General features: G+C 64.2%; 24 protein-coding genes. 19 read left to right on the top strand and 5 right to left on the bottom strand.

All coding sequences use genetic code 11. From position 1 onward, the window contains the following. The first annotated feature begins 321 nt into the window (after positions 1 to 321). Entirely contained in the window at positions 322 to 1,326 is a 1,005-nt protein-coding gene (locus tag CXY73_RS17540; RefSeq protein WP_233198430.1) for an aldo/keto reductase, read from the top strand. Between the two features lie 19 nt (positions 1,327 to 1,345). Here CXY73_RS17540 and CXY73_RS17535 read toward each other — a convergent pair whose 3' ends face one another. Further along, positions 1,346 to 1,936 carry a TetR/AcrR family transcriptional regulator gene (locus tag CXY73_RS17535; RefSeq protein WP_104178468.1) on the bottom strand — a complete coding sequence of 197 codons (591 nt, stop codon included), beginning with the start codon at positions 1,934 to 1,936 and terminating at the stop codon, positions 1,346 to 1,348. A gap of 255 nt (positions 1,937 to 2,191) precedes the next feature. Here CXY73_RS17535 and CXY73_RS17530 point away from each other — a divergent pair, with 255 nt between their 5' ends. The 4 genes from CXY73_RS17530 to CXY73_RS17515 all read left to right on the top strand — a co-directional run bounded on the left by CXY73_RS17530 (position 2,192) and on the right by CXY73_RS17515 (position 5,446). Then, complete coding sequence (locus tag CXY73_RS17530) at positions 2,192 to 3,535, top strand: pitrilysin family protein (RefSeq protein WP_104178467.1); 1,344 nt, start codon at positions 2,192 to 2,194, stop codon at positions 3,533 to 3,535. A gap of 65 nt (positions 3,536 to 3,600) precedes the next feature. Further along, the gene (locus CXY73_RS17525) at positions 3,601 to 4,203 is read left to right on the top strand and encodes a histidine phosphatase family protein (protein WP_104140014.1); all 603 of its coding nucleotides are present in this window, start codon (positions 3,601 to 3,603) and stop codon (positions 4,201 to 4,203) included. A gap of 44 nt (positions 4,204 to 4,247) precedes the next feature. Further along, positions 4,248 to 5,009 carry a 4-hydroxy-tetrahydrodipicolinate reductase gene (dapB, locus tag CXY73_RS17520; RefSeq protein ID WP_104178466.1) on the top strand — a complete coding sequence of 254 codons (762 nt, stop codon included), beginning with the start codon at positions 4,248 to 4,250 and terminating at the stop codon, positions 5,007 to 5,009. Then, positions 5,006 to 5,446 (top strand): hypothetical protein, encoded by a 441-nt coding sequence (locus CXY73_RS17515; protein WP_104178465.1) that lies wholly within the window; start codon positions 5,006 to 5,008, stop codon positions 5,444 to 5,446. Before dapB ends, CXY73_RS17515 begins: the two co-directional genes overlap by 4 nt. A gap of 10 nt (positions 5,447 to 5,456) precedes the next feature. Here CXY73_RS17515 and CXY73_RS17510 read toward each other — a convergent pair whose 3' ends face one another. The 4 genes from CXY73_RS17510 to CXY73_RS17495 all read right to left on the bottom strand — a co-directional run bounded on the left by CXY73_RS17510 (position 5,457) and on the right by CXY73_RS17495 (position 7,889). After that, positions 5,457 to 6,347 (bottom strand): TIGR01777 family oxidoreductase, encoded by an 891-nt coding sequence (locus tag CXY73_RS17510; protein WP_104178464.1) that lies wholly within the window; start codon positions 6,345 to 6,347, stop codon positions 5,457 to 5,459. A gap of 9 nt (positions 6,348 to 6,356) precedes the next feature. Further along, positions 6,357 to 6,788, bottom strand: a complete 432-nt coding sequence (locus CXY73_RS17505) for an OsmC family peroxiredoxin (protein WP_104178463.1) — start codon at positions 6,786 to 6,788, stop codon at positions 6,357 to 6,359. 143 nt (positions 6,789 to 6,931) lie between these two features. Then, positions 6,932 to 7,435 (bottom strand): DUF4395 domain-containing protein, encoded by a 504-nt coding sequence (locus tag CXY73_RS17500; protein ID WP_104178462.1) that lies wholly within the window; start codon positions 7,433 to 7,435, stop codon positions 6,932 to 6,934. After that, positions 7,422 to 7,889: a thioredoxin family protein gene (locus tag CXY73_RS17495; protein WP_146071808.1), complete on the bottom strand. Its 468-nt coding sequence runs from the start codon at positions 7,887 to 7,889 to the stop codon at positions 7,422 to 7,424. Before CXY73_RS17495 ends, CXY73_RS17500 begins: the two co-directional genes overlap by 14 nt. Positions 7,890 to 8,054: 165 nt before the next feature. On the opposite strand from CXY73_RS17495, the gene thyX reads away from it, so the two are divergent. The 14 genes from thyX to miaA all read left to right on the top strand — a co-directional run bounded on the left by thyX (position 8,055) and on the right by miaA (position 22,834). Next, positions 8,055 to 8,765 (top strand): FAD-dependent thymidylate synthase, encoded by a 711-nt coding sequence (gene thyX / locus CXY73_RS17490; RefSeq protein WP_104139596.1) that lies wholly within the window; start codon positions 8,055 to 8,057, stop codon positions 8,763 to 8,765. 96 nt (positions 8,766 to 8,861) lie between these two features. Further along, positions 8,862 to 9,839 carry a 4-hydroxy-tetrahydrodipicolinate synthase gene (gene dapA, locus CXY73_RS17485; RefSeq protein ID WP_104139593.1) on the top strand — a complete coding sequence of 326 codons (978 nt, stop codon included), beginning with the start codon at positions 8,862 to 8,864 and terminating at the stop codon, positions 9,837 to 9,839. A gap of 171 nt (positions 9,840 to 10,010) precedes the next feature. Next, entirely contained in the window at positions 10,011 to 11,069 is a 1,059-nt protein-coding gene (locus tag CXY73_RS17480; RefSeq protein ID WP_199184380.1) for an efflux RND transporter periplasmic adaptor subunit, read from the top strand. Then, complete coding sequence (locus tag CXY73_RS17475) at positions 11,066 to 11,761, top strand: ABC transporter ATP-binding protein (RefSeq protein ID WP_104139590.1); 696 nt, start codon at positions 11,066 to 11,068, stop codon at positions 11,759 to 11,761. The genes CXY73_RS17480 and CXY73_RS17475 overlap by 4 nt, the downstream gene beginning before the upstream one ends. Then, positions 11,758 to 12,984, top strand: a complete 1,227-nt coding sequence (locus CXY73_RS17470; protein ID WP_104178461.1) for an ABC transporter permease — start codon at positions 11,758 to 11,760, stop codon at positions 12,982 to 12,984. Before CXY73_RS17475 ends, CXY73_RS17470 begins: the two co-directional genes overlap by 4 nt. A gap of 98 nt (positions 12,985 to 13,082) precedes the next feature. Further along, entirely contained in the window at positions 13,083 to 15,974 is a 2,892-nt protein-coding gene (locus CXY73_RS17465) for a DNA translocase FtsK (protein WP_104178460.1), read from the top strand. 3 nt (positions 15,975 to 15,977) lie between these two features. Further along, positions 15,978 to 16,571, top strand: coding sequence for a CDP-diacylglycerol--glycerol-3-phosphate 3-phosphatidyltransferase (gene pgsA, locus CXY73_RS17460; protein ID WP_104178459.1), 594 nt, complete (start codon positions 15,978 to 15,980; stop codon positions 16,569 to 16,571). Continuing rightward, a complete protein-coding gene (locus tag CXY73_RS17455; protein ID WP_104178458.1) occupies positions 16,564 to 17,133 on the top strand; it encodes a CinA family protein in 570 nt (189 codons plus the stop codon). The genes pgsA and CXY73_RS17455 overlap by 8 nt, the downstream gene beginning before the upstream one ends. 155 nt (positions 17,134 to 17,288) lie before the next feature. Next, complete coding sequence (locus CXY73_RS17450) at positions 17,289 to 17,597, top strand: helix-turn-helix domain-containing protein (RefSeq protein WP_104139575.1); 309 nt, start codon at positions 17,289 to 17,291, stop codon at positions 17,595 to 17,597. A gap of 103 nt (positions 17,598 to 17,700) precedes the next feature. Next, positions 17,701 to 17,925: a DUF3046 domain-containing protein gene (locus CXY73_RS17445; protein WP_104139571.1), complete on the top strand. Its 225-nt coding sequence runs from the start codon at positions 17,701 to 17,703 to the stop codon at positions 17,923 to 17,925. Positions 17,926 to 18,280: 355 nt separating this feature from the next. After that, complete coding sequence (gene recA / locus CXY73_RS17440) at positions 18,281 to 19,426, top strand: recombinase RecA (protein WP_104178457.1); 1,146 nt, start codon at positions 18,281 to 18,283, stop codon at positions 19,424 to 19,426. 39 nt (positions 19,427 to 19,465) lie between these two features. Further along, the gene (locus tag CXY73_RS17435; RefSeq protein ID WP_104178456.1) at positions 19,466 to 20,146 is read left to right on the top strand and encodes a regulatory protein RecX; all 681 of its coding nucleotides are present in this window, start codon (positions 19,466 to 19,468) and stop codon (positions 20,144 to 20,146) included. Positions 20,147 to 20,222: 76 nt separating this feature from the next. Continuing rightward, positions 20,223 to 21,827 carry a tRNA (N6-isopentenyl adenosine(37)-C2)-methylthiotransferase MiaB gene (miaB, locus tag CXY73_RS17430; protein WP_104139565.1) on the top strand — a complete coding sequence of 535 codons (1,605 nt, stop codon included), beginning with the start codon at positions 20,223 to 20,225 and terminating at the stop codon, positions 21,825 to 21,827. Between the two features lie 23 nt (positions 21,828 to 21,850). Then, the gene (miaA, locus tag CXY73_RS17425) at positions 21,851 to 22,834 is read left to right on the top strand and encodes a tRNA (adenosine(37)-N6)-dimethylallyltransferase MiaA (RefSeq protein WP_233198429.1); all 984 of its coding nucleotides are present in this window, start codon (positions 21,851 to 21,853) and stop codon (positions 22,832 to 22,834) included. Positions 22,835 to 22,842 lie beyond the last annotated feature (8 nt).

Below are 22,842 nucleotides of genomic sequence, written 5' to 3'. Positions count from 1 at the left end.
ACCTCGCCAAAAGATCAAATAGTCGATTCGATAGCCGGCGGCCCAGGGCGGATGTGCACCTGCACATTCAGCCCAATTTTCGCGCAATCGCCAGTCTAACAAATCATGCGCGTACCGACTGGCGACCAACGCATTCTGACCCTGCCTCGAGGGTCAGCAACACCAAATTGCCTCGTTCCGACGTACATTTTGGTAACGGTTTAGCGTGCCGCCGGGAAATGTCGGTGGCCTCGCCTACAGTCGGGCACAGAGCACGTCACGCATCAGAAAATCCGGCAAAAGCGACTGGCCCGGCGCACATTCCGCGGAAGGAGCAACACGATGACCAGACAAGCGGTCTCGACCTCCCTCGACGCGATGTCGATCGTCCGTTCCGGGCCGGTTGAGACGACCGCCGGTGCGCTTGAGGTACGCCGCCAGATTCCGGGTACCGAGCTGTTCGTGCATCCGCTCGCTCTGGGTTGCAACGCCTTCGGCTGGACGGCTGACGGTGAAACGTCAACCTCGATTCTCGACGTTCACCGCGATCTCGGCGGAAACTTTCTGGACACGGCCGACAGCTTTGCGGCCGGTCGCAGCGAGGTGATCATCGGTGGGTGGCTGCGCTCGCGTCGAGCGCGCGCCGAGACCATTGTGGCCACCAAAATCGGTTACAACCTTGACAACCCCGGGTTGAGCCAGCGCAGCATCGTCGGCGCCGTCGAGGCCAGCCTGGCTCGGCTTGGCACCGACTATCTCGACCTGCTTTACTTTCACTTCGACGACAAGTCCATCGCCCTCGAAGAGAGCCTCGTTGCCGTTGACACCCTCGTACGCGCCGGCAAGGTGCGCCACCTTGCGGCCTCCAATTTCTCGGCTGAGCGCCTGATGCAGGCCCGGGTGCTCTCCGCGTTGGGCCTGCCCAAGTTCGTCGCCGTCGAAACGCCGTACAACCTCGTGCACCGCACCGAACTGGAACCGAGCATTGCGGTAGCGGCCGGTGCACAGAACCTCGGTCTCATGCCCGGCTTCGCTCTGGCTCACGGCTTTCTGGCCGGCGCCTATCGCACCAAAGCAGATGCCGTCGGCACCGCGCGCGGTCAGCTCGCGCGGGTCTATGTCAACCGGCGGTCCCTGCGCGTGCTCGCTATGGTCGATCGCATCGCCGCCGCCCACAGCGTCGCGCCCGCGACGATCGCACTGGCCTGGCTCCTGGCCCAGCCCGATGTGGTCGCACCGATCGCTGGGGCCGGGCAACCGGGCCACGTGGCGGCACTCCTCGCGGCGGCAGGCATCCGTCTCGGTCGTACCGATCTGGCCGACCTGGATCGAGTATCGACCGTCTGACTGTGTGAGCGGTTCGGTGCTAGTCGCTCGACTCGTCGAGCACGCGCTGCACGGCACGAATCAGCGCGGTGTGTGCACCGACCGGGTCGCCCAGGTTGGCGCCGGCGAAGGCACCGTCCCTGGCCAGAAAGAAGTCGTCTGCTGCGTCACCAGGTCGGGCATGACCCATGCCGCGGAACAGGTCTTCGACGCTGCGGCCGTACCAATCGCGGTGAGCGGCGACGGCCTGACGTACCGGATGCGTGGGGTCGGTGAACTGCGCTGCAGCGTTGATGAACGGGCAGCCGTGGAATCCCTCGCGGATCACTTGAGCCGAAATTTCGGCTACAACACCGCGCAGGCGTTGCTCGGGGGTGTCGAAGCGTAGCTCCAGTTCGGCGAGAAGCTCCCGAGCGCGTCGGTCCCGACCCTGCAGGTAGACCACGATGAGGGCATCCTTGGACCGGTAGTACTTATAGAAGGTGGCTTTGGTGACCTTGGACTCGCCGATGATTCGGTCCACACCCACGGTGTGCACACCCTCGGTGTAGAACAGACGGTCGGCGGTGGCGAGAATGCGCACCTTGGCGTGTGTCGCCGGCCGTACCGCCTCATCTGTCAGCATGGTCATTCGGGCTCCTCTGTCGGGGGCCGATTGGGGCCCAGATCAGCGCAAAACCGGGGGGTTTGGGCCGGTCAGCACCCAGACTGTAACACACACTAGACAGACCAGTCTGTCGAATCTGACGGCTCGGTGCGATTTGGTCAAACTGGGGGTATCAAACGGTACTGGTGTTCAGCGGAACACTACTGGTACCAGTGTTTTGGCGGCTGCTCCTGCCGGTACGCCGGCGCGACCGGAGCGGTCAAGTAAGGTTGTGGTGATATGAACGGTGCAGTCGACTTTCCCCTAGATCAGGCCGAACTCTCGTTTCGGGCCGCCGGTGATGCCCTCGTGCGGCGGACCGTTCTGCCGAGCGGGGTGCGTATTCTCAGCGAGCAGGTACCGGGAGCCCGCAGCCTCACCATCGGTTACTGGGTTGCCGTTGGGTCGCGCGATGAACGGCCGGGCCATTTCGGCTCCACCCACTTTCTCGAGCACCTGCTGTTCAAAGGCACACCCACCCGGTCAGCGCTCGACATCGCCATCTCCTTCGATGCGGTCGGCGGCGAGCACAACGCCATGACCGCCAAGGAGTACACCTGCTACTACGCCAAGGTGCAGGACCGCGACCTCGGCATGGCCATCGACGTGCTGACCGACATGCTGACCTCGTCCAAACTGGATGCCGGTGAGTTCGAAACCGAGCGCGGCGTCATTCTCGAAGAACTCGCCATGGCCGATGATGACCCGGCCGATGTCGCCAATGAGCGCTTTTTTGAAGCCGTGCTGGGCACGCATCCGCTCGGTCGCCCGATCGGTGGCAGCGCCGACGACATTCGTGGTGCCACCAGGTCGGCTGTCTGGGAACACTATCAGGCGAACTATCGCCCGCAGGACCTCGTCGTTACCGTCGCCGGTGCCGTAGACCACGACGTGCTCGTCGCCGCCGTCACCCGCGCCCTCGAACTGGCCGGCTGGGACCTCAGCGTTGCCCAGACCCCGGTCAGTCGCCGTGGTGGTGTTCCCGCCGTCATCACGCAGGGGCAGGCGCTCACCATCGTCAAACGGCCACTCGAACAGGCCAATCTGCTGCTCGGAATGCCCGGGCTGCTCGCCACCGACGACCGCCGCGTGACCATGAGCGTGCTCACCTCGATCTTCGGCGGCGGCATGTCGAGCCGGCTGTTCCAGGAGGTACGGGAGAAGCGCGGCCTGGCTTACTCGGTCTACTCCTTCGCTCCCGGTTACTCCGACGCCGGGCTGTTCGGCATGTACGCCGGGTGTACACCGGCCAAGGCTGGCCAGGTCGCCGAGATCATGCTCAGCGAACTGCACCGCCTCGGCGATTCCGGCGTGACTGCCGACGAGATGAAGCGGGCGTCGGGGCAGCTGAGCGGAGCATCCGCTCTCGCGCTGGAAGATTCGGACACGCGGATGTCCCGGCTGGGTCGTTCCGAGATCACCCTCGGTGAGTTCGCCGATCTCGACGAGGCCCTGCGCCGCCTTGCGCTCGTCACCGCGGCCGACGTGCAGGAGCTCGCCGCCGAGCTCGCGAGCGGCCCCGTGTCGATCTCCGCGGTCGGAGCGCTCGACGATGACGCTTTCGCGGCGATCCTTCCCGGCTGACCGCAGCCGCAAAGCTTTTGCACTATCCGCACCCGCGGACTCCTTGAAATTTGAAATGGACAATGATGCCCCAGTACATCTACCTGGTCCGCCACGGCGAGCAGCAGGATGCCGAACACGGCTTGCATGACGGCCCGCTGTCGCCGCGTGGCAAGCGTCAGGCGTTATTGATCGCCGACCGGCTGAGCGGCGTTCCGTTCACCGGTGCGTGGCATTCACCGCTGCAGCGGGCGGCCGAAACCGCCGCGATCATGGCCGAACGGTTGCCGTCGGTGCAAAGCGAATCGTCTGCGTTGTTGTTCGACTGCATTCCCTCTGGCCGGGCGGCCGAAACCCCGTCGGCCTACGACCCCTTCTTCGGCTCGGTCACCGACGACGAAATTGCTGCCGGACGCGCGCAGATGGAAGACGCGGTCGCCGAATTTCTGCAGCCACGTCGCAGCCAGCGGCACGACCTGCTGATCACCCACAATTTTGTGATCGCCTGGTTTGTGCGTGAGGTGCTCGGAGCTCCCGACTGGCGCTGGGTCGGCATCAACCAGGCCAACTGCGGGCTGACCGTGCTGCAGCAGAAGCCGGGCCGTCCGTGGACGCTGGTCACCCACAACGACCTTGGCCACCTACCGGTCGAGCTGCGCACCGGATTACCCGAACCGCTGATGTTCTAATTGACCCGGTGAAGCTGACAACGATCAATTGGTAGGTTGGTTCCATGACAACACGGGTGGCCATCATCGGCGCAACGGGCAAGATGGGCCGCCTGGTCTCCGATCTGATCGACCGGACCGAGGGCTACGAGGTCGTCGCCCGGCTTGATTCTCGCAGCGAGCTGAGCGAGATGCTCGGCACCGAGATCGCCGTTGACCTGACCCGTGCCGACGTCAGCCGCACGGTTGTCGACTTCGCCACCGAGCACGGTCTGCGGGTGCTTGTTGGCACTTCTGGTTGGAGTCAGGAGGGCATCGATGCACTTCGCCGCCGCCTTGCCGATCGCGACGATACCGGTGTCATCATCATTCCCAACTTCTCGATCGGATCGGTGCTCGCAACGGCATTCTCCGCCCTGGCCGCTCGATTCTACGACTCCATCGAGATCGTCGAGGGACACCAGCCCGGCAAGGTCGATTCGCCGTCGGGCACGGCCGTGCGCACCGCCGAACTGATCGGTCGCGCCCGCGCCGAACTCGGACCCGTGTCTGCTCCGCACACTGACCAGCGGGCCCGCGGGCAGCAGGTCTCCAGTGTGCCCGTGCACAGCCTGCGCCTGGCCGGCCTGCTCGCCCGACAGGACGTGATTCTGGGCGGGACCGGCGAAACGCTCACGATCAGCCACAACACACTGTCCCCGAGCGCCTACGAAAGCGGCATTCTGCTGGCTCTCGCCGCGACGCGCACTGCCACGGGGGTGACGGTGGGCCTTGACCAAATCGTCGACCTTGGATTCGGTTCAGACATCGCGGGAGCATCCGAATGAAGGGCAAAATCGCCGTCATCGTCATGGCGGTACTCCTGGTTTTCTATTTGCTGCTGGCCGGAGTGCGCGCCATAGCGTTCATCGAAAGTGGGGAGCCGCTCGGTATTGCGATCGGGGTGGCGCTACTCGTCTTGCCGCTGATTGGCTTCTGGGCGCTCGCGCGGGAGATCACCTTCGGCATCCGCTCCGAGCGGCTGGTGCGTCAGCTCGACGAACTCGGGGGGCTTCCTTCGGTCGACCTGCCGGTGCGTCCGAGCGGTCGTCCCTATCGGGACGCTGCCGACGCTCAGTTTCCGGCTGCCCAAGCCGAGGTTGAGGCGGAACCCGATAACTGGCATTCCTGGCTGCGTCTTGGCCTCGCCTACGACGCCTCCGGCGACCGCAAACGAGCCCGCGGAGCGATCCGCACGGCGATCGCCCTCGAACGCACGCGCTAGAAACAGCCCGCTACGGCTGGCGCAGCATCCAGGCGATCGCAGTGGTTGGCGTACGCTGAGCGAACTCGAATCCGTCGTCGAGCAGCTTCTGGGGACTCACCTGCTGGTTGGCGAGCAGCAGTTGGCGGGCGGCATCCTGCAGTAAAAGGGTCAGAATCAATTTCGGTACCGGCAGCAGGAATGGCCGGTGCAGCGCCGCGGCGAGAGTGCTGATGATATCGTTGGCCGTCGCAGGGGTCGGCCCGACCAAGTTCACCGGGCCGGACAGAGTAGAAGTCAATAGGTGCACGATGGCCGCGGCCTCGTCGTGCAGGCTGATCCAGGCCCAGTGTTGCATTCCGCCACCGAGGGGGCCGGCGAGGCCGAGTTTGGCCAGCGGTAGCACGGGTTTGAGAGCCCCGGCCTTGGCCAAAACGAGACCGGTACGTAGGGTGACGACGCGCGTCGGTTCGGGTGCGAGCTGTGCCTCGGCTTCCCAGCTCGTGACCACCTCGGCGAGAAAATCGGTGCCGACAGCCGATGCCTCAGTCAGCTCTTCCCCAGGCCGATTCCCATAGATCCCCACCGCAGAGCCGTTCAGCAGAACGTTCGGCGGGTTCGCTGACCGACGCAGCGCGTCGGTCAGCGTGCGCGTGGCGTGCAGACGGGATCGGAGGATCTCCTGGCGATACCCGCTTGTCCAAGGCAGCCGCGCGAGCGACGCCCCGGACAGGTTGATGACGGCATCGATGTCGTCGAGCACCCTCGGATCCAGAACCAGCGCGGCCGGGTCCCAACGAATCTCGTTGGTCCCGAAAGCCTCGCGTCGCACCAGCCGCACCGGGGTGTGGCCGGCAGCTGCGACCTGGCGGCTGAGCTCACTACCGATGAGACCGGATGCCCCGGCGATCAGAACGCGCATGGCGTTGGCCTAGGCCAACTCGGCTTCAATGGTGATCGGAATGCCAGCGAGCGCCTTCGAAATCGGGCAGTTCTCCTTGGCGTCCTGGGCAAACGTTTCGAACTCTGCCTCGGTCAGACCGGGAATCTTCGCGCTGACCAGCAGGTGGCTGCCGATGACGCCGGTGCCGGCCGCAAAGGTGACAGCGGCAGTGGTCTGGATACTCTCGGGGGTGTGGCCGGCCGAGCCGAGGGCGTTGGCGAGGGCCATGGAGAAGCACGCTGCGTGAGCGGCGCCAAGCAATTCCTCGGGGTTGGTGGTGTTCGATACCCCTTCGGCGCGCGCCTTCCAATTCACTGAGAATTCCGCGGTATGGGAGGAATCGAGGGTGACGGTTCCGGCACCGGTCGGAAGATCGCCGGTCCAGACGGTGGTTGCTTCACTCGTGAGTGTCGTGGGCATGGTGTTACCTCCAGGTGATTGAATTCCACCCTATCCGTCAGACCTGTCCGGCGAACCTGTCCCGTCTGGGAACTTCCTGAGAGCCAGCCCGACACGCCCAGCTCACGTTCGAACCCGATCCCGAAACGCTCTCAGTCGAGGGGTCAGGCCCCGCTGACTCGCGCGCCCCGGTTTAGCAGGCCGAAGCGCACGAGCAGCAAATAGATCTGGCAGCCGAGGCAGTAATCAAACACGGCGTTGAGAAAGGCCGCAACGAAGGCTGCCGCCGCCGCGATGCCGACCGCGCCGGGCACTCCGGCCAGCCCGAGGGCCACGCCGACGAGCGTGACCGCGAGGCCGACGCCCTGGGCAAAGGTCGGTGCAGCAGCATCCTCGAGTTCGGCCGGGGGAGCAAGGCGGGGTCGCACGAATTTCTTGAACAGCACGCCATACGGATGCCGACCGGCTCCGGCCGCCGCGCCCCATGCGAATAGTCCGGTCAGTACCGACAGCAAGATCACTGCGGCAACGGATGCCCCGGTCAGCGACAGAAAGACCACAGCGAGCAGTAGCACGGCGGTGATCGCCGCACCGAACCTGGGCCCTCGCGGATCGAGCCGTGGGCGCGCCCTGGGTAGCGTCGTGATCGGCGAATCAGCGGTTGACATAGGAACTCCCGAGGGTTGTAGAACGACGCGAACCGGGCTCGAAATCGTCAAGGGCAGCGGCGATGGCGGCGCGGTTCGGCGCGCCACCCACGCGGGCACGCACCCGTCCGGTTCCGTCGAGAATCAGGGTCGTGGGCGTTTGCAAAATGGAGTACCGGTTCGCCAAATCCGCGCGGTGGGTGAGATCCACGTCGACGTGCACGACGCCGGGGCGGGAATCCGCCACGGCGCCCAGCAGGCGGCGGGTGCCCGGGCAGCGGGCGCACAACTCGGTTGAAAACTGCAATAGGGTCGCCGCAGCGCCGAAGGGGGTCGTGGCCGCGACATCCGCTTGCCTGATGATTTGGCCGGAAATCTGGGTGACGCGACCCTGCCGGGCCCGCCAGAGAAGACCAAGCACGGTCGTGCCGGCCAGCAACGCCAACAGCAGGCCGAGCGCTTCGAGGGGATTCATGTTTGCAACGCTACGCCGACGTGCTGTGGATCTTGCAGTGTGACGAGAGATTACGCGCGCTCACGGTGTGGCCCGGCTCAGACCTGCGGTGGATGCGACTAACCTGAACCAGTGTCTGATACCGCCGAACAAGAGCCCCGCCCTGAAATTGAATTTCGATCGGAAATGACCGTCGAACTTGTACGCGCGAGCGCCCACGACTCCGATGTGCTGTTTGCCGCCCGGGTATCGACCCTAGGGGAGCTGACCCTGGAGCAGAGTCAGCTCGAGGGTTCCGAGAGCGAGACCGACGAGAAACGCGACCGTGGCCTGATCAACTACCTCATGCGCGACCGCCACGGCTCGCCGTTCGAACACAACTCGATGACGTTCTACGTGCGCGCGCCCATCTTTGTGTTCCGCGAGTTCATGCGGCACCGCATCGCCTCCTACAACGAAGAATCGGGCCGCTACCGGGAGCTGGGCCCGGTGTTCTACGTACCCTCCAATGAGCGCAACCTCGTGCAGGTCGGCAAGGCCGGTGCCTACGACTTTCTGCCTGGAACCGCCGAACAGACCGCGTTGGTGCAGCAGCAGACTCGTGCCGCCGCGATTCACGCCTATGAGGCATATCAGCGGATGCTCGAAGCCGGCGTCGCGCGCGAGGTCGCCCGCATCGTGCTGCCGCTGAACATTTACTCCTCGATGTACGTCACGCTCAACGCCCGGTCGCTGATGAACTTCCTCAGCCTGCGCACCAAGCGCGCGGGGAGTCAGTTCCCGTCCTTCCCGCAGCGTGAAATCGAGATGTGTGCCGAGCAGATGGAGACGCACTTCGAGGCTCTGATGCCCCTGACCCATGCGTCCTTCAATATGAACGGTCGCGTCTCTCCGTAACAGCATTTCGTTGAGAAGTGCCCGTTTGACTGGTTCACACGGGCACTTTTTGCGCTCTCGCAGAGCGAAGGGCGCGGAGACGATAACCTGTAGCTCGTGTCTACCTCTACGAATCCCTTTGGCCAGGTGCTGGTCGCACTGGTCACCCCGTTTACCTTTGATGGCGAAGTGGACTGGGTCGGGGTGGAGAAGCACATCGACGACGTCATCAACGCCGGAGCCGATGGCATCGTCGTGACGGGCACGACCGGTGAGACCAGCACACTGACCGACCCCGAGAAGATTCGCCTGGTCGAGGTCGGCAAGTCGGTCGCCAACGGTCGCGCCAAGATCATCACCGGCGGTGGCTCCAACGAGACCGCGCACGCTATGCAGCTGGCCCGACAGAGCGAAAAAGCCGGTGCGGACGGCAATATGATCGTCACGCCGTACTACAACAAGCCGACCCAGGCCGGTATCCTCACCCATTTCCGCATGATCGCGGATGCCACCGACCTTCCGGTCATTCTGTACGACATTCCCGGGCGCACCGGCGTCGCGATTGCCTACGAGACCATCCTGCGTGCGGCGAAGCACCCCAATATTCTGGCCATCAAGGACGCCAAGGGCGACTTCGCCCAGGTCAGCCGAGTGCTCAACCAGACCGACCTGATGTACTTCTCCGGCGACGATCCCAACGTGCTGGCCCACCTGTCCATCGGCGCGACCGGGCTCATCGGCGTCACCGGCAACATCACAGCGACTCCGTACCGGCACATGGTCGACGCGGTCAACCGTGGCGACCTCAAGGTCGCGACCGCCGCACATCAACAGCTCGAACCGCTCGTGCGCGCCGTGATGACGCACGTTCCAGGCACCGTTGCGGTGAAGTACATTTTGCACGGCCTCGGGCGCATCGGCAGCCCGCGGGTGCGCCTGCCCCTGGTCGGCCCGGAGGACTCCGAAGCGGCCCAGATCGAGGATGAACTCTCGCTCGTGCAGGACATCCCCGGCGTGGACTTCTCAAACTTTCGTCCGGACCGTAACGCGGCCGCCGGCGGATCGCTCCCCAAGGTCGCTGGCACCACCCGCTAAAGCGTTGATCGTGCTCACGGTACTCGTTGGCGTTCGCTGCACCCGTTCGTAGGGGGCCACAAACCTCAACTGGTGCCGTGCGCCCCCCTGGCCGCGACACGTCAGACCCACAAAACGCTAGGATCAGCCCATCGAGCTTGACCACGTCGGGTCGGCCGCGTGGGGAGTCTCGTGAACATTGCACGCCAATGGGTCTTTCCCATCCTTCGTCTGATCGTCATAGCAGCTATCGCCGTAGCCCTGGTCAAGCTCGCCTTCTACCCAGACACCGCGGCCGACAGCAACCCGGCCGAACCGACCGGCGTCGTCGTTGAGCCGCAAATTCCGGTGGCCCTCGGCACGATCAGCAACGATGTCACCCTGCCGGGAACGGTCAGCGCCGACCCGGCCGTGGCCGTAAAAGCGACCGCTATCGGAACGGTCGACGAAATATTCATCGCGGCCGGTCAGACCGTGAACAAAAACGACAAGATCTACGACATCCGAGTTGAGACAATCAAGGACCCGGTCGAAGCAACGGATGCCGATGGCAACGTGACCATTACCCAGCCGAAACCAGTGGTCACCTTCGTTAAAGTCCTCGCGCCGATCACCGGAATCCTGAGCTCGCTCACCGTGATCCCCGGTCAGAGCGTGGCCGTCGGTGATGCTACCGGACAGGTTGCGCCGCCGAGCTTCTCGGTGAGCGGCGCACTCAGCCCCGAGCAGCAGTATCGGCTGCTGACCAAGCCGACCGAAGCATCCGTTGCGATCACGAATGGGCCGGCTCCGTTCACCTGTACCGGCCTGACCATCACCACCCCGCTAGCGGGGGAATCGGCCGGTGGCGACGGGGGTGTGGGCGGCGAAGCAGGCACGGGCGGTACTACCGTCAGCTGCGCCATACCGACCGAGGTGACCGTGTTCGCCGGCCTCGCCGCACAGCTCACCATCGCCGCGGGCCTGGCCGAAAACGTGTTGGTCGTGCCGACCACCGCCGTCGAGGGCTCGGCCGAAACCGGCGTCGTCTGGTTCGTGCTGGTCGACGGCGGCACCGAGGAACGCCCGGTCACGCTCGGCATGACCGACGGCGTCAACGTGCAGGTGATCGACGGGCTGGTCGAGGGCGACCTGATCAACCAATTCGTGCCGGGCGCCGTTGCCGGTGGAGAAACGGGCTGCGAGTTGCAGCCGGACGGCAGCGAGGTCTGTTTCGGCCCGAGCATCTCCAGCTTCGGGATCTCGAAATGACCCTGCTGCACCTTGAGGGAGTCACCCGCACCGTGCAGCTCATCGATGCGCCGCCGCTGACGATTCTCTCCAGCATCGACCTCGATGTCGATATCGGCGACCGCGTCTCGATCGTGGGCCGGTCAGGCTCGGGCAAAACCACCCTGCTCAACCTGCTCGGGCTGCTCGACAACCCTACGAGTGGCACAATGCTGTTCGAAGACCGCCCGGTGCATTCGCTGTCCTCCGGCGCCCGGGACCGGTTGCGCGGTCGTGCGGTCGGCTTCATCTTTCAACAGTTCAATCTGCTGCAGGGCCGCACCGCCCTTGAAAACGTGATGACTCCGCTGCTCTACGCGGAAGGTCGTCAGTTCTGGCAGCGCGCCCGAATCGCCACCGAGATGCTCGAACGGGTCGGCCTCGGCGACCGGCTCGGTTCACTGCCCGACCGATTGAGCGGCGGCGAGCAGCAGCGCGTGGCGATCGCCCGCTCGCTGGTACGCGGTCCACGGTTGATTCTCGCCGACGAACCCACCGGAGCACTCGACCTTGAAACCGGGGAAACGGTGATGGATCTCATCGACGACGTCGCCGCCGAATCCGGGGCAGCGCTCGTCACCATCACGCACGACCCGGCCATCGCCGCCCGAGCCTCCCGGCATCTGCGGCTCGACCACGGCGTGCTCCAGGTCATAAGCGCGGTGCCGGCATGAAGCGTGTCGCGAGCAACCTGGTTGGCTCCGTCATCGAAGCCTGGCAGGAGGTGAGAATCCACAAGACCCGCGTCATGCTTTCACTGATCGGCGTGGCCGTCGCCGTCTGCGCCATCACAACCGTCGTCGGACTCGGCGCGGTCGCCCAGCAGGCGACCCTCGAATCGAGCGAGCGGTCGGGGGGTCGCGCCGCCAGCCTCTCCTTATTCGCCTCGACGAACGACGGCTCCACCCCGACTAAAATGCCCGAAATCTGGCGCACGGCGCTCGAACGCTACCAAATCGACTACGCCAGCCGGGTGGTCAACACTAGCCAGACGGTGCAATTCGCCGACGGCGCTGTCCCGGTGCAGACCGTCGGCGTCGATCTGCCCTACGGCACCATGCACCGCATTACCCTCGAGAAGGGCGTTTGGTTTACCGACGAAGACCAGGCCAGGCTCGCGCCAGCCGTGCTGGTCAACTCCATCTTCTGGGACCGCCTTGGCCGACCCGACCTGCGCACTCATCCAACTGCGACCCTGGTGGGCGAACGCACTACGACAGCCGTCGTAACCGGTGTCTACCCTGCACTCTCGTGGGAGACCGAACCTGCCATGTACATGCTCGCCGATGCGCTCATCGCCATTACGCCCGTCGTCACCGACCCGAACCTGCAATTCGGACCACCGTCCTACGAGCTGTGGGTGCCGGTCGACGTGTCCGAACAGCTAGTGACCGCCCTGCAACGTGACGTGCAGGGCGCTCTTGGCGCTGAGGCATCCGTTCAGGTGAACCGGCAGGACTACGCGGCGTACATGGACGGCGACCCGTACCTTTCGCTCAAGCTCACCGTCGGCGCCATCGCCGGACTCGTGCTGCTTCTCGGTGCCCTCGGCCTGGTCAACATCGCTCTGGTCACCCTCAAGCAGCGCATTCGGGAGATTGGCATTCGGCGCAGCTTCGGTGCAACCGCTGCCCGGGTGTTCTTCGCGGTCATGATGGAAAGCGTCGTCGCGACCGTTGTCGCCGGAATTGTCGGGGTGATCGCCGCCGTGCTCATCGTCAAGAGCCCGCTCGTTGAAGACTTCATCAGCCAGGGCCAGGTCACCGATTTTCCCCCGTTCCCGGTCGAAGCGGCCGTCGTCGGCTTGGTCTGCGCGACGGTCGTCGGCGCCCTGGCCGGGCTGATCCCCGCGCTGGTGGCGGTGCGGGTAAAGGTTATCGACGCCATCCGCTATTGACATTGAGCGGATGCCGCCGGACGGCCTTCGCATGCTAGTCACCGAGGCCGTGGGCGTGGGGTCGGCCGAATGTCGGTGCTGCTTGGTAGCGTTATTCCATGGCTACGAGCACTAAGTCGTCCGGGCGTGCCCGCACCCCGGCAGCGAAGGGCGCTCCGGCGCGCAAACCGGCAACCCGCGGGGCCGGCGCGACCGCCGCACAGAAAACCGTCAGGTTCACCGCCGTCGACGTGAAACCGAGCCTCGGTGCCCGTGCCTGGATGGGTCTGGCCCACCTCACCGGCGGCGCCGCCCGCGCCCTCGGCCCCGAAAAGCTCTCGAAAGATGAACGCCGCGATGGACTGCCGTTCTTTCTCGTACTGCTCGCCATCTCGGGAGCCGTCGTTGAATGGTTTCTCATCAACGACGTCGTGGCGCAGCAGCTCGACGCATACACCTTCGGCGGATTGTTCGGCCGGGTCGCCTTCGCCCTGCCGGTCATCCTGCTTCTGTTTTCCGTCTGGCTGTTTCGCAAACCCAGTTCCGTTCACGACAACGGTCGCATCGGCATCGGGCTCAGCCTTCTCCTCGTGACCATTTCGGGCCTCTGCCACATCTTCGGTGTGCAGCCAGAGCCGCAGGACGGCATGCCAGCCCTCGCGCTGGCCGGCGGGGTGATCGGGTGGATGATTGCCGCCCCGCTGATCCTGCTGACCACGTCGATCGGCGCCACGATCGTCGTCATTCTGTTGTTGCTGCTGAGTTTGTTCATCATCACCAAAACGCCGCCGAATCGCATCGGTCAGCGTTCCCGCGAGCTCTACGACTGGCTGTTCGGCGCGCAACTGACCGACGACGAAGAACGCGCGGCCGCGAGCAAGGGTGCTAAATCGGGCAAGACCGCTCAGGTCGAACTCGACGGTGTCGACGACGAAGACGGCCAAGAAGGCGCATTGCCGTGGTGGCGCCGAAACAACAGCAAGCGCGAGGAAGACCCTGACTTCGGCAGCGCATTGTCGACCGAATCCAAACCTGGTCCGCTTGAGGCCGACCCGCTCAGCGTGCTTCTCGGCGGCAATTCGTCCCGCGGCGGTTTCGACAGCGCCATCGAATCGGAGGTCACCGACCACACCGCGCCGCCCGAACGCGACCACTACGGCACCGAGGTGCTCGAAGACCTGCGCAAGGCCGAGCTCGCCGTCAAACGGTTCACCGGCGAGGTCGACCTCGGCGCCGGCCCGTCCACCGGCCTGCACTCCGACGACCCGGCTGGCCACACCGAAGTCCTTTCCGGCTTCGACGATGTCTTCCCCGAACTGAGCCAGGCAGTGGATGCCGACGGTGCGACCCTGCCTCCCCTCGCTTCAGTCGATCCCCACCCGGCCATTCCGTATCTCGTGCCGGCGGCATCCACTTTGACGGCCGGGCCGCCAGCCAAGGCTCGCTCGGCTGCCAACGACGACGTGGTCAAATCGATCACGGAGGTGCTGCGCCAGTTCCAGGTCGATGCCAAGGTCACCGGGTTCTCCCGTGGTCCAACGGTCACCCAGTACGAGATCGAACTCGGCCCGGGCGTCAAGGTCGAGCGAGTCACCGCCCTGAGTAAGAACCTCTCCTACGCGGTCGCCTCCAACGAGGTGCGCATTCTCTCGCCGATTCCCGGCAAGAGTGCCATCGGTATCGAGATCCCCAACATCGATCGTGAAATCGTCACCCTCGGCGACGTGCTGCGATCGAGCACCGCCACCAACGCCACCCACCCGATGACCATCGGCGTCGGCAAAGACGTCGGCGGTGGCTTCGTCATCGCCAACCTCGCGAAAATGCCCCACTTGCTCGTGGCCGGCTCTACTGGTTCTGGCAAGTCGAGCTTCGTCAACTCCATGATCACGAGCCTGCTCATGCGCGCGAAGCCAAGTGACGTGCGCATGGTGCTGATTGACCCGAAACGGGTCGAGCTCGCCGCGTATGCCGGCGTGCCGCACCTGATCACGCCCATCATCACGAACCCGAAGAAAGCGGCCGAAGCGCTGCAGTGGGTCGTGAAAGAGATGGACATGCGCTACGACGACCTCGCCAGCTTCGGCTTTCGCCACATCGACGATTTCAACAAGGCCGTCGTTAACGAGGAGATTGTGCTGCCGGTCGGCAGCGAACGCAAGCTCAAGCCTTACCCGTACCTGCTGGTTGTTGTCGACGAGCTTGCCGACCTGATGATGGTTGCTCCGCGCGACGTCGAAGACTCGATTGTGCGCATCACTCAGCTCGCGCGCGCCTCCGGCATTCACCTCGTGCTCGCCACGCAGCGTCCGAGCGTCGACGTCGTCACCGGGCTGATCAAAGCCAACGTGCCCTCCCGGCTCGCCTTCGCCGTGACGAGCGTCACCGACTCCCGGGTCATCCTCGACCAGCCCGGCGCCGACAAGCTCATCGGCCAGGGCGACGCACTGTTCCTGCCGATGGGGGCCTCTAAGGCCGTGCGCGTGCAGGGCGCCTGGGTCACCGAAGGCGAGATCGAAAAGGTCGTCAAGCACGTCACCATGCAGGCCAGGCCCGACTACCGGCCCGATGTCTCCATGGTCGCCCCGCGCAAGGAGATCGACTCCGATATCGGCGACGACCTCGAGGTGTTGCTCGCCGCGGCCGAACTCGTCGTCTCCACCCAGTTCGGGTCTACGTCCATGCTGCAGCGCAAGCTGCGCGTCGGTTTCGCCAAGGCCGGCCGTCTGATGGACCTGCTCGAATCCCGCGAAATCGTTGGCCCGTCCGAGGGGTCCAAGGCGCGCGACGTGCTCGTCAACGCTGAACAGTTGCCGAGCGTGCTTGCACGACTGCGCGGCTCCGACGATGAACAGCACGCGCTCAAGGCTCAATCCGACGATTCCCGTGCAGCCACGGCGTCCGATCCGCGCTACGCCGACGACCCGGTGGAGAAAATGTCGCAGGGGTATCCTGAGGTGGACGGCACCGAAGACGACGAGGATGCCTGGAAACTAACGGGCAGGGACTGAGCCATGGCATCACCGCAAGCATCCGTCGTCCGCCCGAGCAACTGGAACCTGCCCAACCTGATCACGGTCGTGCGTATCCTGCTCGCCCCCGTGTTCATTTGGATGCTGCTGACCGCCAATGGCCCACACGACGCTCTGCGCTGGGCAGCCGCGGTGCTGTTCATCATCGCGATCGCCACCGACGGAATCGACGGAATGATCGCCCGCCGCCAAAACCTCGTCACCGACCTCGGCAAGATCCTCGACCCGATCGCCGACAAGATCCTCACCGGCGGCGCCCTGGTCTGCCTATCCATCCTCGGCGAGTTGCCCTGGTGGGTGACCATCGTCATCCTGGTGCGCGAAATCGGCATCACCGTGTTCCGATTCGTCATGCTGCGCGACCGGGTCATCCCGGCCAGCCGCGGCGGCAAACTCAAAACCGTGTCCCAGTCGGTGTCGATCTCGCTCGCGCTGCTGCCGTTTTGGCTGGTCTTCGGCGAGTGGGTGCACTGGCTCAACACGGCCACTATGACCATCACCCTGATCCTCACAGGGGTGACCGGCCTCGACTACCTGCTCTCGGCCTGGCGACTGCGCAAACACGACGATGCCTGACCCGGCCGATTCGATCGATCTTCCCGACGGCACCCTTCGCGCCCGCAACGTTCCGAGAGATCTGCAAGTGGATGCTACGGCGGAGTTGATCGCGCAGCTCACCGCCCGGCACCTCACAATTGCGGTCGCCGAGTCACTGACCGGCGGGCTGCTCGTAGCCGAACTCGTGCGCATTCCCGGGGCATCCGTAGTGGTGCGCGGGGGAGTCGTCGCCTACGACTCGGACCTCAAACGGAGCCTGCTTCAGGTCGACAGTAGTGTGCTCAACGTGCACGGCCCCGTGCACGCTGACGTGGCCAAGCAGATGGCAGTCGGGGTACGCACACTCCTCGCCGTGAACGACGTGCGGGCTGACGTGGGTGTGTCCACCACCGGCGTAGCCGGACCGGGCCCGGACGGCGGCCACCCGGCCGGAACTGTGTATATCGGACTCTCCAAGGGCACGGGCTCCTGGGCCGTTCCACTGCAACTCGAGGGGGACCGGGCCGAGGTTCGCGCCGAAACAGTGCGCCAGGCCGTCGTTGCTGTGCGTGCGCTGATAGCCCAGGATGACGCGGAATAGTTCGTGTTACGGGCTGGTTACCTCGAAGGCATTCACAAGCAAAGCCCAATGTTTCTCGGTTAGTGTCAGCTTGTCAGATGAATGACGTAGTGTTGGCACCAACTGGGAGTCCGATAGTTTGGGTTCACATTATTAGGCATAAGAAGGAGGTTCCGATGATTCTTGTTCGTCAGGAAATCGGCGATGTGCTCAGGGACTTCCGCCTGCAAAAGGGGCGTACCCTGCGTCAGGTCGCAAGCAAAGCCAGCGTCGCGCTCGGCTACCTCAGTGAGGTAGAACGTGGACAGAAAGAAGCTTCTTCGGAGATTCTTGCGTCAGTGGCCGATGCACTGGAGACTCCGATTTCGGTCATCATGCGTGAAGTTGGTGACCGTCTCGCTGTCATCGAGGGAATGGACCAATTCCCCGACACGGTGCCAGAGGACTTCGTCACCACGTTCGATTCCAATTTGATGGTGCGCTAGTCGCCCTCGCGCAGTCGATTACAAAACACCACCGCCGACACCTCGTGTCGGCGGTGGTTGTCTGTCAGGAGTGCTGTGAGCCAGTGCCATCCAGGGGAGTATCATGCGGTTGAGTGAATTTCGCACGGCACTGAAGCTCGAGTTCGGTGAAGCCTACGGGCGTGTACTGACACGCGACCTGGTGCTCACGCCTCTGGGCGGGCGTACGGCCGACCAAGCCATTGCCGCCGGCGTACCCGCTCGCGACGTCTGGCTAGCGCTCTGCGTAGAGGTCGATGTGCCGCGCAGTCGCTGGTACGGTGCCGGAATCCCCGCGCCTCGCCAGTAAAGCACCAGCCGATTGGTTCTGGACCGAGTGCCGTTGGCAGACTCGAGCGTTGGGTTCGGCGGACATTTCGACACGGCAGAAAATACTCTCGAAAATGCTCGAATACCTGTTCGGGATTGATAGGCTCCTTCACAGCAGACAATCTGACAGATTGTTCACCGTTCGATCGCGTTCCCGGCCAATGTCGGAGGTGCGGCGTACAGTCGAATTTGTCAGAGAAAGTCGGCGATTGCCTTGTCGAAACAGGCATCGGGGTCCTCCCGATGAGCGGGCCGACAGCCTATAGGCGCCACCGTGCACGTCCCGAAGCTCCGTTCAAAGCTAGCGATCGTGCAGAACCCAGGAGAAGAAGACCATGGCATCACAAGCGAACCGCGAGAAGGCCCTCGAAACCGCCCTCGCGCAAATCGACCGTCAGTTCGGCAAAGGCTCGGTCATGCGCCTCGGCAGCGACGAGCGTGCCCCCGTTGAAACCATTTCGACTGGGTCGATTGCCCTGGACGTCGCACTCGGCGTAGGCGGACTGCCGCGTGGCCGCATCGTGGAGATCTACGGTCCGGAATCCTCGGGTAAGACCACGCTCACCCTGCACGCCATCGCGAACGCGCAGAAGAATGGCGGCATCGCCGCGTTCATCGACGCGGAGCACGCCCTCGACCCGGAATACGCCAAGAAACTCGGCGTTGACATCGATGCTCTTTTGGTCTCGCAGCCCGACACGGGCGAGCAAGCCCTTGAAATTGCTGACATGCTCGTGCGAAGCGGGTCCATCGACCTCATCGTTGTTGACTCGGTTGCTGCCCTCGTGCCGCGTGCCGAGATCGAAGGCGAGATGGGTGACTCCCACGTCGGCCTCCAGGCTCGTCTCATGTCGCAGGCGCTCCGCAAGCTCACCGGTGGTTTGAGCCAGACCAACACCACCATGATCTTCATCAACCAGCTGCGTGAAAAGATCGGCGTCTTCTTCGGCAGTCCTGAGACCACTTCGGGCGGTAAAGCACTCAAGTTCTACGCCTCGGTGCGCCTCGACATTCGTCGCATTGAAACCCTCAAAGAAGGAACCGAAGCCATCGGTAACCGCACCCGGGTCAAGGTCGTCAAGAACAAGATGGCACCGCCCTTCAAGCAGGCCGAGTTTGACATTATCTACGGCATCGGAATCTCTCGCGAAGGCAGCCTGATCGACTTCGGAGTAGACCAGGGCATCGTCAAGAAGTCCGGTGCTTGGTACACCTACGACGGCGACCAGCTCGGCCAGGGTAAAGAGAACTCGCGCAATTTCCTGCTCAAGCACCCCGAGATGGCCAACGAGATCGAAAGTAAGATTCTGATCAAGCTCGGCATCGGCCCGGAGGGCATCGCGGCCAAGGCCGCCGAGAAGGCCGCTGCGGCCATTGTCGCCGAGGCCGAAGCGAAGGCCAAGGCAGAAGCGGATGCCGCGGCGATGCTCGATGGTGGTCCGGTTGCCACCAAGGCACCGGTAGCGCGCAAGAGCGCCTAACCGACACCACCGCACGACAACGAAAGGCAGGTCACGGGAATGGTTCACTTCGAACCCAAGAATGACGCAGCAGAACGTGCAGACGCCGGTTTGGCTCCCGTGACCTACCTGCCCGGCGCGGCCCCGGGAATGAAGCGCCGGTCTCCACTGCAAACAGGGCCCACCGAGCCCGTCGCTGAAGCTGAGACCGACGCTGAAGCCGGCGCTGAAACTGACGCTGATGCGCTCGACCAGCGTGAGCGGGCCGAGAAGGTGCTATTGCACCGGCTCCGGGGCCGCTCACTTTCCATCGTCGAGGCCTTGCTTGTGTTGAACGGCACCGGGGTCGACTCCGGCGAGGCGAGCGAGATCATAGAGAAGTTCATTCAGCTGCAATACCTCGATGAAGCCAAGCTCGCCGATCAGATCATCCACAGCCACAACGTGCGCAAGGGTCTCGGTCGCACCGCTGTCGAGGCTGAAATGCGTCGGCGCAAGCTCGATCCGGGCGTCATGATGGACAAACTCGAGGAGCTTCCCGACGACGAAGCCGAACGCGCCATCGACCTGGCCACCAAGCGTATTGGTCAGATGGAACGCTTTGACGATCAAACCATCGACCGCCGACTCACCGGGTTTCTCATGCGCAAGGGTTATGGGTCGGCCGCAGTACGAGTGGCGGTCAAAGCCGCAATGGACAGCCGCGGTGGCGGTGACGGCTCGCGTGTGCGCTTCCGCTGATATTTCCGCTCGTTATTCCTGACCGGGCGTCGTACACGGCGCACACACCGAATTGCTCGCGTAAACTATACCCACTATGAGTATCGTCGCCCCCGCACTTGCCCGCCGAACCGTGATCACCCCCTCGGTAGCCGCGATCGACGCCTCGGGGCGTGCGCGCACCTATGAGGTACGCACCTTCGGCTGCCAGATGAACGTGCACGATTCCGAGCGCTTGAGCGGCTCGCTCGAAGCCGCCGGCTACGTGTCGGCGAACGGTGGCGAGGCCGACATCGTCGTGATCAACACCTGCGCCGTGCGCGAGAACGCCGACAACAAGCTCTACGGCAACCTCGGCTACCTGGCCTCAGTCAAGCGCAAGCATGAGGGCATGCAAATCGCCGTCGGCGGCTGCCTCGCGCAGAAGGACAAGAACACCATCCTCGAGAAGGCGCCCTGGGTGGACGTCGTTTTCGGAACGCACAACATGGGCTCTCTTCCGAGCCTGCTCGAACGGGCCCGCCATAACGGCGAGGCGCAGCTCGAGATTCTCGAGTCGCTCGAAACTTTCCCATCCACCCTGCCGACCAAACGTGACTCCAGCTACAGCGGCTGGGTCTCCATTTCGGTCGGTTGCAACAACACCTGCACCTTCTGCATCGTGCCCGCTCTGCGCGGCAAAGAAAAAGATCGCCGTCCAGGCGAGATCCTCGCCGAGATCCAAGCCCTCGTCGACGACGGCGCCATCGAGGTCACCCTGCTTGGGCAGAACGTCAACTCCTACGGCGTTGAGTTCGGCGACCGCCTCGCCTTCGGCAAGCTGCTGCGCGCGGCCGGAAAGATCGAGGGACTGGAGCGCATCCGCTTCACCAGCCCGCATCCAGCCGCGTTCACCGACGACGTCATTGACGCCATGGCGGAGACGCCCTCCGTCATGCCCCAGCTGCACATGCCGTTGCAGTCCGGGTCCGACCACATCCTCAAGTCGATGCGTCGCTCCTACCGCTCGGCGAAGTTCCTCGGAATCCTCGACCGCGTGCGTGCACAGATGCCACACGCCGCCATCAGCACGGACATCATCGTCGGCTTCCCCGGCGAAACCGAGGAAGACTTTCAAGAGACCCTGCGGGTCGTCGAACAGGCTCGCTTTGCCACTGCGTTTACCTTTCAGTACTCGATTCGTCCGGGGACCCCGGCCGCAACGATGGCCGACCAGATTCCCAAGGCCATCGTGCAAGACCGCTACGAGCGTCTCGCCGCACTGCAGGAACGTATCTCCCTCGAAGAAAACCAGGCCATCATCGGCCGCGAGGTTGAACTGCTCGTCGCTAATGGTGGCCGCAAGGACAGCGAGACCCACCGCCTCAGCGGGCGCGCCCCCGACAGCCGGCTCGTGCACTTCGACGTGCCGGCCGGTTCGCCGCGTCCGCGTCCCGGCGACGTGGTCACCGTTGTCGTCACCCAGGCCGCACCGTTCCACCTCATCGCCGACTCGACCGACGGCGCGCCCCTCCGCATCCGTTCCACCCGTGCAGGCGATGCCTGGGACCGACTGGAAGCAGAATCCTGCGGCGTTCCATCACACGGTGGAGCAGGCGGCGGTACTGGTCCGGTCTCGCTGGGCCTGCCAACCATCGGCCTGCGAGTCGAGAGCCACTCGAGCACCATTCCCATCTACAACGTGAACGACGACGAGCGCTAGGAACGGTGTCGCCTGAAAGCCCCGTGCCACCCGAAACATTGGGGTCAGCCGCGTCGCCGATACTGATTGCGATCGTCGGATCGACCGGCACCGGCAAGTCTGAGTTGTCACTTGACCTGGCCGAACGGCTGATTGAGCGCGGCCAGCCGACTGAAATCGTCAACGCCGATGCCATGCAGCTCTACCGCGGCATGGACATCGGCACGGCAAAACTCACCCTCGCCGAACGCCGCGGCATTCCGCACCACCTACTCGATGTGCTCGAGGTGACCGCCGAGGCCACCGTGAGCAATTACCAAACGGATGCCCGTGCAGCGGTCGCCGAGATCATCGCGCGTGGCGCCGTGCCGATCCTGGTCGGCGGTTCAGGATTGTATGTCTCCTCGGTCGTGTTCGACTTTCGGTTTCCCGGTACTGAACCGGAGCTTCGCGCCCGGCTCGAAGCGGAGTTGATCGACGTTGGACCCGGCCTGATGTACACCCGGCTGCAGGCCGTCGACCCGCAGGCTGCACAGCGCATCGGCCCGCGCAACGGCCGCCGCCTCGTGCGGGCGCTGGAAATTGTCGAACTGACCGGTGCCCCGCACCTGGCCGCGCTCCCGGACGAGCCAGTCTATTGGCGCCCCAGCATCTTGCTTGGCCTCCGCACCCCGCGCGAAGAACTGACCCCTCGGCTCGACGCCCGAGTCGAGCGTATGTGGACGACCGGCATCGTCGATGAAGCTCGCTGCCTGCTCGCGGACGGCATCGAGGACGGCGTGACGGCGAGCCGCGCCATTGGCTACGCCCAGGCGCTCGGCCAAGTACATGGAACGCTCAGCCAGGCCGACGCAATCGAGACAACTCAGCAACTCACTCGTCGGTATGCCCGCCGACAGGTGAGCTGGTTCAAACGCTATGCCCACACGCACTGGATCGAATCCGACGCTGCCGACCGGGCCGATGACGCGCTCGCGCACGTCGACCGGGGCGTTTTGACTGCACAGCATCCAGCGACCGCCCCGTAAACTGGCGG

It is taken from the genome of Cryobacterium sp. Y50 (assembly GCF_002929805.1).
GTDB lineage: Bacteria > Actinomycetota > Actinomycetes > Actinomycetales > Microbacteriaceae > Cryobacterium.
The sequence above is the reverse complement of the archived record's forward strand: the minus strand, read 5'-3'. Positions and strand labels throughout refer to the sequence as shown.

Excerpts from the sequence above, each read along its gene's own strand:
- CXY73_RS17540 (WP_233198430.1), top strand. The coding sequence starts at position 322 with ATGACCAGACAAGCGGTCTCGACCTCCCTCGACGCGATGTCGATCGTC.
- CXY73_RS17535 (WP_104178468.1), bottom strand. The coding sequence starts at position 1,936 with ATGACCATGCTGACAGATGAGGCGGTACGGCCGGCGACACACGCCAAG.
- CXY73_RS17530 (WP_104178467.1), top strand. The coding sequence starts at position 2,192 with ATGAACGGTGCAGTCGACTTTCCCCTAGATCAGGCCGAACTCTCGTTT.
- CXY73_RS17525 (WP_104140014.1), top strand. The coding sequence starts at position 3,601 with ATGCCCCAGTACATCTACCTGGTCCGCCACGGCGAGCAGCAGGATGCC.
- dapB (WP_104178466.1), top strand. The coding sequence starts at position 4,248 with ATGACAACACGGGTGGCCATCATCGGCGCAACGGGCAAGATGGGCCGC.
- CXY73_RS17515 (WP_104178465.1), top strand. The coding sequence starts at position 5,006 with ATGAAGGGCAAAATCGCCGTCATCGTCATGGCGGTACTCCTGGTTTTC.
- CXY73_RS17510 (WP_104178464.1), bottom strand. The coding sequence starts at position 6,347 with ATGCGCGTTCTGATCGCCGGGGCATCCGGTCTCATCGGTAGTGAGCTC.
- CXY73_RS17505 (WP_104178463.1), bottom strand. The coding sequence starts at position 6,788 with ATGCCCACGACACTCACGAGTGAAGCAACCACCGTCTGGACCGGCGAT.
- CXY73_RS17500 (WP_104178462.1), bottom strand. The coding sequence starts at position 7,435 with ATGTCAACCGCTGATTCGCCGATCACGACGCTACCCAGGGCGCGCCCA.
- CXY73_RS17495 (WP_146071808.1), bottom strand. The coding sequence starts at position 7,889 with ATGAATCCCCTCGAAGCGCTCGGCCTGCTGTTGGCGTTGCTGGCCGGC.
- thyX (WP_104139596.1), top strand. The coding sequence starts at position 8,055 with ATGACCGTCGAACTTGTACGCGCGAGCGCCCACGACTCCGATGTGCTG.
- CXY73_RS17475 (WP_104139590.1), top strand. The coding sequence starts at position 11,066 with ATGACCCTGCTGCACCTTGAGGGAGTCACCCGCACCGTGCAGCTCATC.
- CXY73_RS17470 (WP_104178461.1), top strand. The coding sequence starts at position 11,758 with ATGAAGCGTGTCGCGAGCAACCTGGTTGGCTCCGTCATCGAAGCCTGG.
- CXY73_RS17465 (WP_104178460.1), top strand. The coding sequence starts at position 13,083 with ATGGCTACGAGCACTAAGTCGTCCGGGCGTGCCCGCACCCCGGCAGCG.
- pgsA (WP_104178459.1), top strand. The coding sequence starts at position 15,978 with ATGGCATCACCGCAAGCATCCGTCGTCCGCCCGAGCAACTGGAACCTG.
- CXY73_RS17455 (WP_104178458.1), top strand. The coding sequence starts at position 16,564 with ATGCCTGACCCGGCCGATTCGATCGATCTTCCCGACGGCACCCTTCGC.
- CXY73_RS17450 (WP_104139575.1), top strand. The coding sequence starts at position 17,289 with ATGATTCTTGTTCGTCAGGAAATCGGCGATGTGCTCAGGGACTTCCGC.
- CXY73_RS17445 (WP_104139571.1), top strand. The coding sequence starts at position 17,701 with ATGCGGTTGAGTGAATTTCGCACGGCACTGAAGCTCGAGTTCGGTGAA.
- recA (WP_104178457.1), top strand. The coding sequence starts at position 18,281 with ATGGCATCACAAGCGAACCGCGAGAAGGCCCTCGAAACCGCCCTCGCG.
- CXY73_RS17435 (WP_104178456.1), top strand. The coding sequence starts at position 19,466 with ATGGTTCACTTCGAACCCAAGAATGACGCAGCAGAACGTGCAGACGCC.
- miaB (WP_104139565.1), top strand. The coding sequence starts at position 20,223 with ATGAGTATCGTCGCCCCCGCACTTGCCCGCCGAACCGTGATCACCCCC.